This is a genomic window from Paenibacillus sp. USHLN196 (genome assembly GCF_037144955.1).
GTDB lineage: Bacteria > Bacillota > Bacilli > Paenibacillales > Paenibacillaceae > Paenibacillus > Paenibacillus xylanexedens_C.
In genome coordinates, this window is sequence record NZ_JBBCYH010000010.1 from 62,157 (window position 1) to 75,565 (window position 13,409).

The window sequence follows — 13,409 nt, forward strand, 5'->3', positions numbered from 1 at the left end:
TAACCTTTGTTCTGCTTTGACGTGTTTTACACAGGCAGACAGACAGCAGTACAAGTATGAAATAAGTAAAGTGAGTTGTTGGATTCTGCTCTGAGCCGAAGAGGACCGAGACAGAAGGGACGATCGCAAGTGACTCTTTTTTGACTTTTCGGGACTTTTTAGTGGAAAACTAAAAGGTTTTTTTGTTGTGTTTATTTGAAAAGAAGAAAGGAGCCATGAGAGGAAATGGCAAACAAACAAGCGTTGAATATTGTGAAAATGAAAAAATATAAGCAGGATGGCGTGCCGCTCAGTATGATCACGGCTTACGATTATCCGACAGCTCTCCTTGCAGAAGAAGCAGGTATTGATCTGATCCTGGTAGGGGATTCACTTGGCAATGTAGTGCTGGGATATAACTCCACTCTTCCGGTGACCATCGACGACATGGTGTACCACACACGTTCCGTAGTACGCGGGGCAGAGAAGACATTTATTGTGGCTGATATGCCTTTTATGACTTATCATGGCAGCGTGGATGAGACACTTAAGGGTGTACGTCGACTGATGCAAGAGGGGCATGCCCATGCAGTCAAAATGGAAGGCGGAGTCGAAATAGCGGACACCGTCAGAGCGGTCGTGCAAGCAGGTGTGCCTGTTCTTGGACATATCGGACTGACACCTCAATCTGTTAACCAGATCGGTGGTTACCGGATTCAGGGTAAAGATGCAGCGGATGCAAAACGCCTGATGGACGAAGCTAAAGCGCTGGAAGCGGCAGGTGCGTTCGGTATCGTGCTTGAACTGGTCACGGAAGAAGTCGCTCGGGCCATATCGGAGGAGCTGTCCATCCCTACCATTGGGATTGGAGCAGGGAGAGGTTGTGACGGTCAGGTGCTGGTATTCCACGATGTGGTTCAATACGCCTCTCCTTATACACCTAAACGTTTTGTCAAAACGTATGGAGATGTGGGAACATTAATCAGAACCAGCATCGAAGCTTACGTGAAGGAAGTTAAAGATCGTTCATTCCCGGCTGAGGAGCACGTGTTCAACGCTACGGATGGTGTGCTGGATCAACTGTATGGAAAACAAAAGGAAAAGGTGGAGAGTAACTCATGAAAGTATTACGGACAATCGCAGAGTTAAGACAAGAGCTAAGCCTGAAGCGTCAAGCGATCCGGTCCAGTGCGTCCGTTGTAGGTCTGGTACCGACAATGGGGTATCTGCATCAAGGTCATGCAAGCTTGATGCAAGCAGCCAGACAACAGAGCGATGTCGTGGTATTGAGCATATTCGTTAATCCGATTCAATTTGGTCCAAATGAAGATTTTGACAGCTATCCGCGGGATGAAGCCAGAGATGTGGAAACGGCACGTTCACAAGGTGTTGATATCGTATTTATTCCCTCTGTGGAAGAGATGTATCCACAGGCAACGCAGACAACGGTATCAGTTTCACAATTGACTGAGCGCTTATGCGGGGCTTCCCGTCCAGGACATTTTGACGGGGTAACGACCGTAGTCTCCAAGCTGTTCAACATCGTACAGCCTCAGCGTGCATTTTTCGGGATGAAAGACGCCCAGCAGGTTGCTGTCATTCAACAGATGGTGAATGATTTGAATATGCCTGTAGAAATTGTACCTTGTCCGATTGTTCGCGAAGAGGATGGCCTTGCCCTCAGTTCACGTAACGTCTATCTTAGTGCTGAACAGCGTACTCAGGCATTGGTTTTGTCAAAGGCACTGCGCGCAGCCCAGGAAGCCGCAGATAAAGGTTTGGCTATAACCGCCGCAGACATCCGTCGTATCTTGCGTGAGCAGATTACAAGCTCACCGCTTGCTGTTATTGACTACGCAGAGATTCAGTCTTTTCCTAGTCTGGAGCCGCTCGCAGATCAGGAAGAAGTTCAAGGACGTGACGATCTGCTTATCGCACTTGCCGTGAAATTCGGAAATACAAGATTGATTGACAATATAAGGTTGCAAAAATCGGAGGTGCTGTCCCATGTTTAGAACACTAATGAAATCCAAAATTCACCGGGCTACGGTAACGGAAGCCAATTTGAACTATGTGGGTAGCATTACCATAGATGAGGATTTGATGGAAACATCCGATCTGATGGAAAACGAAAAAGTGCAAATTGTGAACAATAACAATGGTGCACGTCTGGAAACTTATGTAATTCCAGGACCGCGCGGAAGCGGGGTCATATGTCTTAACGGTGCTGCTGCCCGTCTGGTACAGCCCGGAGATAACGTCATTATCATTTCCTACGCCATGATGTCTCAAGAAGAGGCAAATACTCACAAACCAACGGTTGTATTTGTAGATGGACAGAATAAACCTGTACAAACGATGAAGCAGGAAGTTCACGCGACGATTATGTAATCGACTGGTAAGGAGAATGAAATCGGCCCTTGAAGCAAAAAATGAGTACAGGTCACTGCACTAATCCATTTTTTCAAGGGTGGGGATGCATCGATGTTCCAGCATGTTTTCGCAGAAATGAACGACATGTTAGATGAAATTATCAAGAGCTATCCTTCCGCTGAAGGCCTGAACAAACAGGAATTGCTGCAAAAGTGGAACTTGCTCAAGCGGATGAGTGACGGAATGCTGGATGAATGGCTGATGTTTGAAGAAAAGATGAGCCAAGTGCGGGAGCGGGAGATGGATAAGCCCGCTTCCCTTGAACCTGAACAGGAAGCAGTCACCGCACTGCCTGAACTCCATCTGGAATGTTTCAGTCGGGGGCAGGGTTATTTCAAGTTACAGATGTATCCACAGGCGATCATGCAGTTCTCCCGGGTTGTGGCTGACCATCCGGAGAGTGCATTGACTCGTTTTTACCTGGCGCTCGCGTATCTGAATTTGGAACAAATGACGGAAGCCGGGACACATTTGCAGCAGATCATGTACCTTAAGGGTTCTCCACGCTTGAAAGGGCTTGTATGTAATGCCCTGGGCTGTATTCAAGCCAAGCTTGCGAATCCGGAAGCTGCATGTTCACTCTTTGCACAGGCCCTTCAGCATGACCCAACATTGACCGAACCACTGTACAACATGGAAGCTTGCAGGTTGAACAGAGGAAAATTGCAATATGCAAATCAGCTGACGACCCTCCATTAAAGGGGGGGATTCAGCGACAAGAAAACGGTGTTCCCTCCTTTGGCATAGCGGCGGGGACACCGCTTTTTTGTCAGTTAATTTTCAAATGCCCTTTTTTTTGCTATGCTGTAACATAGACTGGAATGGAAGGGACCGTACATTGCAATGAAATTTGCCGTATTGGATTTCGAAACAACCGGCACGCAGTCCGACGGTGAGATTATACAAGCCGGACTTGCCATCATAGATCATGACTACAGCATAACTCAAATATATAGTTCTTATGTGAACCCTGGTGTACCGATTCCCCCGTTTATTTCGGGGTTAACGGGTATTACCGATGAAGATGTGGCGGACGCTCCATCACTCGAAGAGATGATGATGGAAATGGTTCCGCTGCTTAATGATGTGGTTCTTGTTGGACACAATGTCGCTTTTGATTTTCACTTTTTGCAGAATGCTCTCGACCGTTGCGGTTATTTACCGTTCACTGGTCGCATTCTGGACACGATTGATTTTCTGAAGATTACGTTCCCATCACTTGGTTCTTATCAACTCGGTTATGTATCTTCTGAATTTGGATTTCAGCATGATCGCCCTCATCAGGCAGACAGTGATGCACTGGCGACAGCTTATGTGCTGCTTAAGTGTCTGGATGAGTTGAAGGAATTACCGCTCATAACGATTCAGCGGCTCAGCGACCTGTTCGCACCAGAAGACAGTGACTTGGGTTGGTTCTTGGACGGAATGCGCAGTGAGAAGGAAGCAGAGCCGATTCAGGACTTGGACGGACATACCTATTATCGTCAGCTTGCTCTTAATGTGAGTGATTGGACCGATATTGGTGCACCCCGCGATGAGCGTGAGGGTAACCCCCTTGATGGTGTAAGTTTCGAACAGTTTATGGATCAGGTCCGAGAAAATTTGAAGGATACGTTGGATCATTATGAAGAGCGCGAAGCGCAGACTCAGATGTTCAGCAGTGTAAGGCAAGCTCTGGACGAAGAGAAGCATCTCTTGATTGAGGCTGGAACAGGGACTGGTAAATCTCTGGGTTATCTGTTGCCTGCTATTTACGAAAGTGTGAAGCAAGAACAGAAAGTCATGGTCAGCACGCATACGATCAATCTGCAGGAGCAATTGAGAGAGCGAGACATTCCGATGCTGACCCAAGTGGTTCCGTTTCCGTTTAAGGCTGCTGTATTCAAAGGACGTGGACATTACCTGTGCCTGCGCAAATTTGAACACAAAATCAATAAACGTGAATTCGCTACCCCGAAAGAGGATTATTTCACAGCGGCTCAGATGATTGTCTGGCTTACGCAGACCGAAACTGGAGATGATGAGGAACTTAACCTTAGCGGACGTGGAGGAGACTTCTGGGAGACGGTACAGAGCGAATCCGAGTCCTGTCTGGGTAGATCCTGTCCATGGTTCCGCAAATGTTTCTACCATCGCGCCAAACATGAGGCAGGGTTGTCGGATATCGTAATCACGAATCACTCTAAATTATTTACGGATGTAAAAGCAGCGCATCAGTTACTACCAGCCTATGAGAGTCTTGTGATCGATGAGGCACATCATCTGGAGGATGTCGCTGGTAAGCATCTTGGAATGCATATGAAATATTTCACCTTGGTTCATACACTGACCCGCCTGTTTAAAGACAGTCGTAATGGTCAGCTGCCTATGCTTCGTTCGCAGTTATCCGGGCATGAAAATTCGGTGCAATGGGGCTCGATGGTGGATCAGATGTTCCCGCTCGCTCTTGAAGTTAAAGAGCTATGGGATCGAATGAGTGATGCCTTGTTCGGCCTTTTACCTGAACGAAGTGATGCTTCACCGGGAGAAACAGGGCAATTTTCCCTGCGTTTGAAGGCATCTCAGAAACCGGCCAAATGGCAAGAGCTGCAGGATCTGGAGAACCAGATCTATGTGACATTAGGCGATTTGGTTCGCAAAGGGGACAAATTGCTGCTTGAAGTGAAAGAAGATCAGGATGATTATCAATCCGACAGCCTGATCACGGACATCACAGGTCTACTGAAAGATCTGACCACATTGAAGGAGAATCTACGTTTCTTCATGCGTATGGATGATGCCAAAACGGTGTACTGGATGGAAGCCAGCGGCCAGTTCCGCAGTAAATCTCTCCAGCTGTATGCCGTACCTGTAGATGTCAGTGCACAGCTTAAGGATTTGTTTTTTGATAAAAAGAAAAGTGTTGTGCTTACATCGGCCACGCTTTCGGTAGATAAGTCATTCCAGTTCATGATTGAACAGCTGGGCTTGCAGGAAGCCTCCGAGAATAATCGACTGTTAACGTCGATGCTGCCTTCACCTTTCAACTATCGCGATCAGGCACTTCTGGTGATTCCACGTGATTTCCCAAGTGTGAAGGGCAGTGTGGGGGATGCACACTTTGTCAATATGCTGGTGCAATCACTCGCAGAGACCGCAATCGCCACTCGTGGACGCATGATGGTTCTGTTTACTTCATACAAGATGCTGCGACAGGTCTATGATCCGCTGAAGGAGGCTTTGTCTGGTAACGATATCTCGTTGCTGGGGCAAGGCGTTGACAGTGGAAGTCGCTCCAAGTTGACACGCAGGTTCCAAGATGCCAAAGCAACGGTACTTCTGGGCACAAGCAGCTTCTGGGAGGGTGTAGATATCCCGGGAGAGGCGCTAACCTGTCTCGCTATTGTGCGACTGCCTTTCCAGCCACCGAATCATCCGTTGGTGGAAGCCAAGAGTGAGTTGCTTCAGGAGCAGAAGAAAAATCCGTTCATGAAACTGTCTGTGCCACAAGCGGTCATTCGTTTCAAGCAAGGATTTGGCCGATTGGTGCGTACAGCGAAGGACAGAGGTATTGTGATTGTCTATGATACACGGGTGATCGAAGCGTATTATGGTAAATTCTTTTTATATTCATTACCTGGTCCCAAAATGGAGCATATGCTTACAGAGCAGATGGTGCCACGAATTACCGAGTGGTTGGAAAAACCTGCTACAGAACAAGAATAATGGTTGTTATGTTCGTTATATCATTGCATGACACTATCGTTTGGCGTTAAACTTTATTAGATATTTCCGTATCCGATTAAAGCAGTTGCACGTAGAACTTATAACCTAAATTACAAGGAGCATTCTGTATAAAATGTCACGTTTATCTTTAAATTTATACAGGATGCTCATCTTTCATCTATTATTTTATCGTGGCCTTGGTAAGGGGGAGCAAGAATGAAATCAGATAAAATTTCGGAAGCGGTGGTACGACGTTTGCCTGTGTACTTGCGTTATTTGAGCGAGTTGCATCAGCGTGAGGTGGCCACTGTTTCTTCTCAAGAGCTTGGACAAAGGTTGGATCTGAATCCGGCCCAAATTCGTAAAGACTTGGCTTACTTCGGTGATTTTGGTCGTAAAGGGATCGGGTACGATGTATCCTATTTGATCGAAAAGATTCGTCACATCCTCAAGATTGATCAGCAAATTAATGTAGCTCTGGTAGGCGCGGGTAATCTCGGACAGGCCTTGTCCAACTACAACGCATATCTGAAAGACAATATGAAGATTGTTGCTGTATTCGATGCATACGGACCGAAAATTGGCAGTCAAATCAACAGTTTGACGGTGAAGCCTATGAACGAATTGACGGAAGCAGTTAAAACAGACAACATCCGCATTGGAATTATTACGGTTCCAGATACGGAAGCCCAGAATGTAGCCGATCAGCTTATTGAATCGGGAATTGAAGCGATCCTTAATTTTGCACCAACAATTCTAAAAACACCGCCGCATATCCGCATTCACCATGCTGACTTTACGACGGATCTACTTAGTTTGGCCTATTACTTGGAGACTGGAAAGGACGAAGAGGAAGATGACAACAAATAGATGGGTAATCCACAACGGTAAATTTGCCGTTAATGAAGGCGCAACATGGAATGTGGTTCAAGGATACATGGTTGTCGAGAATGACAAGATTGTGCATATTGGTGAGACATTGCCGGATGGAGACGAAAATTGTACCAAAGTGGATGGAAAAGGATTGTTCTTCCTGCCGGGTCTGATCAATACGCATGGTCATGCAGCAATGTCGCTGCTCAGAGGACATGGAGACGATCTTGCGCTGCAAGTATGGTTGCAGGAAAAAATGTGGCCGATGGAAGCGAAAATGACTTCACAAGACGTATATTGGGGAACTTCGCTATCGGTGCTTGAAATGTTGAAAGGCGGAACTACAGCCTTCCTGGACATGTATGACCACATGGATCAGGTTGCCAAAGTCGTGGAACAGTCCGGCGTTAGAGCAGCATTGGCACGTGGTGTCATTGGGCTGTGCTCGGAAGAAGAGCAATTGCGGAAGCTGGAGGAGTCGGCTGCTTTTGCGCGTGAGTGGAATGGACAAGCAGATGGTCGTATTACAACCGTAATCTCGCCACACGCACCATATACATGCCCTCCTGACTACATAGAGAAGCTTGTACAGGTCGCAAACGACCTAAACCTTCCGCTCCATACCCATATGTCGGAAACGCTTCGTGAAGTGGAGCAGAATGTGGCTGATTATGGCCTGCGTCCTGTGGAACATTTGGAGAAACTGGGCTTTTTCTCCCGTCCATCCCTGGTTGCACATGCGGTGCATCTGAATGATGAAGAGATTGAGATTCTGGCGCGTCATGATGTGGCTGTATCCCATAACCCGGGTAGTAACCTGAAACTTGCCTCCGGTGTTGCGCGGGTACCTGCTTTGCTGAAAGCGGGAGTTACCGTGTCACTTGGAACAGACGGACCGGCAAGCAACAACAACCTGGATATGTTCGAGGAAATGAGACTGGCTGCATTGATCCACAAAGGCGTGTCTGGTGACCCGACGGCAGTGCCAGCAGGCGAAGCGTTACTACTCGGAACATCATACGGTGCCAAATCCATCTTCTTGAACAATACCGGAGCACTCCAGGTCGGCATGAAGGCTGATTTTATCGCCTTGGACATTGAACAGGCACATTTCTATCCACATACAGACCTGATCTCACATACGATCTACTCGGCTTCTGCTAAAGATGTAGAGCACGTATGGGTGGATGGAAAACAAGTGGTTAAACATGGAGAATGTCTGACGCTGGATGAAGAGCGCATTTTGCGTGAGTCTCAATTGGCATTTGATGGTCTGCTTGCTCGTTAATAGCAGGACAGAGCATCATAGGGAAAGGAAGTTCGGCTTTTGAAGAAAAAAAAGAAGTGGATATGGATTTCGCTACTTGCACTGGTTCTGATTCTGTTTGGACTTCAGCGTTATTACGTTTATGTCACGCAGGACCAGCGTAAGGAAGAAGCGCTCGCCATACAGGCAGCTCAGGAGCAGCTGGGCATTACATCCTATGATGAATTGCGAAAGTACATCTGGGGAGATAAAGAAGGCTCTGACAACATCTACTGGACCCTGATCGGCAAAAATAAGGATAACCAGGAAGTTATGGTCTGGGTGAAATTCGATGCAAACAATCAACCGGCTACAGGTGCAAACGCTATACACAGCGAGTTGCTGCAGAATGGCATGTCCGAAGCGCAGATTCGCAATCGCTTCAGTTCTGAAGTTCCTGCCGGGGAGATTAAGCGAATCATGCCCGGAGTTGTCAATGGAATATATGTGTGGCAAGTGTATTATAAAGACGGTACGCATAACCACTATCGCTTTTATCGTTTTAGCAATGGAGAACAGGTGGACCTGGTCTACACACTACCGAACAGTTAGAACAAATAGAGTGCTTCAGCTAGTGAATTAAAGAATTGAAAGAACCGGCAGACGGATATCCGACTGAACCGGTTCTTTGTGTTGTCTGTAAACATTTTTGATTTAAATAGTTAAAATTAATAATTTATTCATATTTTCGCCTTCGAAATTGTATATACGATGTGATATACTCAATTATGTACTCAAAGTTACATTCGAAACAAATAATCCTGTCGAAATTCTCGCAGGAGTCTATGTACGCATATTCGTATTATACCAATAAGCCAGTAGGTTGGGCCAAATTCTGGGAGGGGTAATTCACTTGAAGCTAAAAGTATTGCCTATTGCTTTAACTGCCGTCATTTCAGCCGTTGTGTTGTTTGGAGGTTGGTTTGTGTATCGTCAGGTGGCTGTGCAGAATCCCATTGAAAAGATGGTCACCCAGTACGATGGAGTCAATGACGTACAATTAACTATTAACCGCAATGACGTACAATTGAAACTGGATCTGCAACCCGATGTTGATTTGGGCAGACTGGTACAATATATTCACAAAGAAGGACAGACCTTGATTGGAACACGTTCACTTAAGTTGGATGTTGTGGATCATTCCAATGAAGCACTGGAAAGTTGGTGGGGGGATGCGATGTTTACCGTAGCTCAGGCGATGGAGAGCAAGCAGTACACCGAGATTACACCAACGTTGTCGAAGATGGCGACGAATGGAATGAAGGTAAATACAGCGATGGATGACAACAATGTATATGTCAGTCTCAGAGACGGAGATGCCAGCAAGTTTATTATTCTGCCGCGTGTGCCCGGTCAGATAGGAGTGTGGCCTAATGCCTAAGTGGACAAAAGAAGTTGCCATCGGATTTTTTCCCGTGTTGATTATTTTCCTTGCTTTTACTGGTGTTAATATTGTACCGATTCTGATTGCAGCGGTGCTTGTCGGAGCTTTGCTGTTCATGATGCAAATGCGTGGCGGGATTACCGTAGGCGCTGCACAGGAACGTAAACGGAAGAAAAAAGGACCCTCCAAGCTTACTTTTGAAGAAATTGGAGGTCAGGACAGTGCCAAGCAGGAATTGCGTGAAGCACTTGACTTTCTCATCAAACATGAAGAAATCCGCAAGTTCGGGATTCGCCCGTTAAAAGGGATTTTGCTCACGGGTCCTCCAGGAACGGGGAAAACGTTGATGGCGAAGGCTGCTGCCCATTACACCGATTCTGTTTTCGTAGCAGCATCGGGTAGTGAATTTGTGGAAATGTATGTTGGTGTGGGTGCCAGCAGAATTCGGGATTTGTTCAAGGACGCGAGAACCCGTGCCACGAAGGAAAATAAGGAAAACGCTATTATCTTTATTGATGAGATTGATGTCATCGGGGGTAAACGTGAAGGCGGTCAACAGCGTGAATATGATCAGACCCTGAATCAACTCCTGACAGAAATGGATGGAATCTATTCTTCCGATACGCCAAGAATTCTGGTCATCGCTGCAACGAACCGCAAGGAAATGCTGGATAGCGCTCTGACGCGCCCGGGACGTTTTGACCGCCACATTCAAGTGGACTTACCTGACAAAAAGGGCAGAAAGCATATTCTGGAACTGCATGCGGTGAATAAACCTCTGATGAAAGAAGTTAATCTGGAGAAGACAGCTGAAGAATCGTATGGTTTCTCCGGCGCACAACTCGAAAGTGTTATGAACGAAGCAGCAATATACGCCATGCGGGACGGGCTGTTGAACATCGAACAGCGGCACTTGTCTCTGGCTATTGATAAAGTCATGATGGGTGAGAAGACAGACCGTGAGTCCAGTGTGGAAGAGAAGAAAAGGGTCGCCATTCATGAATTGGGACATGCCATTATGGCTGAACTCGTTCGTCCAGGCAGTGTTAGTCAGGTGGCACTCAGTCCGCGTGGTCAGGCGCTGGGATATGTACGTCACAACCCGCAACAGGAACAGTTCCTCTATACGAAGCGCTTCCTGGAAGAGCAGATCATGATTGCACTCGGAGGAGCCGCTGCGGAGGAAATGTACTACGGTGGACGTTCCACTGGGTCACGCAATGACTTTGATCAGGCAACCAATGTCGTACAGACCATGATGGCTTCGGGATTGACTTCACTTGGTATTGTGAACATGGATATGGTTACAACCGAAGAACTTATGCGTGAGAATAAATTGATTCTGCAAGATTTGATGGAACAGACGAAGCGATTGCTTGAAGAACAACGGACAATTTTCGACAATTCACTCGACATCCTGATTCGGGAGGAAGTATTGTCTGGCGAGCAATTTCGTTGTCAATTTCGTGACAGTGCCCTTTTACCAGCATAATTTATTTATGCTGGTTATTTTTTTTTACATTTCACTCGTGCTAAGATATTATTATATGTTGGGTCGAAATTTGTAATTTTCGGCGAACAGGGTACAATAGAGAAATAGAGAACCGAAAGGATGGAGCAGAACCATGTTTTTCAAAAAAATAGGAGTTGTCGGTGGCGGTACGATGGGACAAGGTATTTCCCAGATGCTCGCAGCCAAAGGACTTGATGTGCTTCTCGTGGAGCATACAACACAAAAACTGGATCATGCATATGACATGATCGAAACGAACCTGGATAAACAACTGGAGAAATGGGCGATTACAAAAGCGGAGAAGAAATTGATTCTTTCTCGTATTACCAAGGTAGCTCATTTGGCTGAACTTGGAACTTGCGATATGGTCATTGAGACTATTTCAGAGGATCTGGATGCGAAAAAAGCAGTATTCAGCCAACTGGACCAAGTTTGCCCAAGCAATGTCATTCTGGCAAGTAACACATCCACGCTGAGTTTGACCGAGCTTGCAAGCTCGACCAAATACCCAGAGCGTGTTATTGGTATGCACTTTATTCACCCGGTATCCCGGGTTGATCTTGTAGAGATTATTCGTGGACTGAAAACTTCGGATACGACATTCGAAGAGACCAGACGTTTTGTAGAAGAAGTAGCGGACAAAAAAGGAGTCATGATCTATGAATCACCTGGATTCGTAACTTCCCGCTTGATCTGCCTGCTGATTAACGAAGCGTTGCATGTATTGCAAGAAGGTGTTGCATCTGCTGAAGATATCGATGATGCAATGCGTATCGGATACAACTTCCAACATGGACCACTCGAAATGGCTGACCGTTTCGGATTGGATTCCGTTGAAGCTGCACTCGAAAGAATGTTCCGTGAATTCGGAGAATTGAAATATCGTCCTTCCACAGTCCTGAAGAAAATGGTGCGTGCAGGACACCTGGGTGTTAAAACAGGCGAAGGATTCTTCAAGTACGACAAGGATGGTGACCGACTGTGAAAGTACTCGTAATTAATGCGGGGAGTTCCTCGCTCAAATATCAACTGTATAATATGACTGACGAATCTGTCCTGGCTAAAGGTCTGGTAGAGCGGATCGGAATGGATTCCTCCATTCTGACACACAAACCGACAGGCCGTGAGGATGTTACAGAAGTTAGTGAAATTTTGGAACATACAACAGCAATCCGTAAAGTCATTGATATCTTGACTCACAAAGAAAATGGCGTACTGGAATCCGTAAGTGAAATTCAAGCTGTTGGACACCGTGTCGTTCATGGTGGTGAAGCATTTAAGGAATCTGCACTGGTAGATGATGCTGCCAAAGCTGAAATTCGTCGTTTGTTCGACTTGGCTCCACTTCACAACCCTGCAGCAATGATGGGTATTCGTGCGGCTGAAGCCAATATGCCTGGTGTTCCACAGGTAATGGTCTTCGATACGGCGTTCCATCAAACGATGCCGGAAAAAGCATATCTGTATGCTATTCCGCGTGTACTTTACAAAAAATATAAAGTACGTCGCTACGGCGCACATGGTACTTCCCATGATTTCGTAAGTAAGGCAGCTGCTGAATATCTGGATCGTCCAGTGGAAGATCTGAAAATTATCACTTGTCACGTCGGTAACGGTGGCAGTGTAACAGCAGTTAAAGGTGGCGTATCCGTGGATACTTCGATGGGTATGACTCCGCTTGAAGGACTGATGATGGGAACGCGTTCTGGTGACCTTGATCCAGCCATCGTACCTTATGTGATGAATAAGGAAGAACTGAGCGTAAGCGAAGTGAACTCCATGTTGAACAAACACAGTGGATTGCTTGCGATCTCCGGAATCAGCAGTGACATGCGTGAGATTACGGAAGGTATGGAGAATGGCGATGCCAACTCCACACTTGCTTTTGAAATGTACGAATACCGTCTGCGTAAATACATCGGTTCATATGCAGCTGCAATGAACGGTGTAGACGTGATCGTCTTTACGGCTGGTGTAGGTGAGAACTCCGTTGTTCTTCGCCAAAAAGTATGTGAGCAGCTTACTTACCTGGGTGTTGAACTGGATGAAGCGTTAAATGCCATTCGTTCGGGCGAACCCCGCCGGATTACAACAGCGAATTCCAAAGTGGAAGTTCTCGTTGTGCCAACAAACGAAGAATTGGTCATTGCACGCGATACACACCGAATCGTATTGAATTCTCAGTAATCTAACTGTAAAGTAAATATAGAATGACA

12 protein-coding genes are annotated in these 13,409 nt (G+C 46.4%); all 12 read left to right on the top strand.

Annotated elements, in window-relative coordinates:
- Positions 1-225: 225 nt before the first annotated feature.
- Positions 226-1,101, top strand: a complete 876-nt coding sequence (panB, locus tag WFI24_RS22555) for a 3-methyl-2-oxobutanoate hydroxymethyltransferase (RefSeq protein ID WP_336764391.1) — start codon at positions 226-228, stop codon at positions 1,099-1,101.
- Positions 1,098-1,994, top strand: a complete 897-nt coding sequence (gene panC / locus WFI24_RS22560) for a pantoate--beta-alanine ligase (protein ID WP_336764393.1) — start codon at positions 1,098-1,100, stop codon at positions 1,992-1,994. The genes panB and panC overlap by 4 nt, the downstream gene beginning before the upstream one ends.
- A complete protein-coding gene (gene panD, locus WFI24_RS22565; protein WP_017687742.1) occupies positions 1,987-2,370 on the top strand; it encodes an aspartate 1-decarboxylase in 384 nt (127 codons plus the stop codon). Before panC ends, panD begins: the two co-directional genes overlap by 8 nt.
- A 93-nt stretch (positions 2,371-2,463) precedes the next feature.
- Complete coding sequence (locus tag WFI24_RS22570; protein ID WP_145322427.1) at positions 2,464-3,111, top strand: tetratricopeptide repeat protein; 648 nt, start codon at positions 2,464-2,466, stop codon at positions 3,109-3,111.
- Positions 3,112-3,255: 144 nt separating this feature from the next.
- Positions 3,256-6,117 (top strand): ATP-dependent DNA helicase DinG, encoded by a 2,862-nt coding sequence (gene dinG, locus WFI24_RS22575; RefSeq protein WP_336764396.1) that lies wholly within the window; start codon positions 3,256-3,258, stop codon positions 6,115-6,117.
- A gap of 216 nt (positions 6,118-6,333) precedes the next feature.
- Complete coding sequence (locus tag WFI24_RS22580; RefSeq protein ID WP_336764397.1) at positions 6,334-6,987, top strand: redox-sensing transcriptional repressor Rex; 654 nt, start codon at positions 6,334-6,336, stop codon at positions 6,985-6,987.
- Complete coding sequence (locus tag WFI24_RS22585; protein WP_336764399.1) at positions 6,974-8,278, top strand: amidohydrolase; 1,305 nt, start codon at positions 6,974-6,976, stop codon at positions 8,276-8,278. Before WFI24_RS22580 ends, WFI24_RS22585 begins: the two co-directional genes overlap by 14 nt.
- Positions 8,279-8,317: 39 nt before the next feature.
- Entirely contained in the window at positions 8,318-8,848 is a 531-nt protein-coding gene (locus WFI24_RS22590; RefSeq protein ID WP_336764401.1) for a cell wall elongation regulator TseB-like domain-containing protein, read from the top strand.
- A gap of 301 nt (positions 8,849-9,149) precedes the next feature.
- The gene (locus WFI24_RS22595; protein ID WP_336764403.1) at positions 9,150-9,677 is read left to right on the top strand and encodes a hypothetical protein; all 528 of its coding nucleotides are present in this window, start codon (positions 9,150-9,152) and stop codon (positions 9,675-9,677) included.
- Positions 9,670-11,172: an AAA family ATPase gene (locus WFI24_RS22600; RefSeq protein ID WP_145322419.1), complete on the top strand. Its 1,503-nt coding sequence runs from the start codon at positions 9,670-9,672 to the stop codon at positions 11,170-11,172. Before WFI24_RS22595 ends, WFI24_RS22600 begins: the two co-directional genes overlap by 8 nt.
- 133 nt (positions 11,173-11,305) lie before the next feature.
- Entirely contained in the window at positions 11,306-12,178 is an 873-nt protein-coding gene (locus WFI24_RS22605; RefSeq protein ID WP_062835158.1) for a 3-hydroxyacyl-CoA dehydrogenase family protein, read from the top strand.
- Positions 12,175-13,380 carry an acetate/propionate family kinase gene (locus tag WFI24_RS22610; RefSeq protein WP_145322415.1) on the top strand — a complete coding sequence of 402 codons (1,206 nt, stop codon included), beginning with the start codon at positions 12,175-12,177 and terminating at the stop codon, positions 13,378-13,380. Before WFI24_RS22605 ends, WFI24_RS22610 begins: the two co-directional genes overlap by 4 nt.
- The last annotated feature ends 29 nt before the right edge of the window (positions 13,381-13,409 follow it).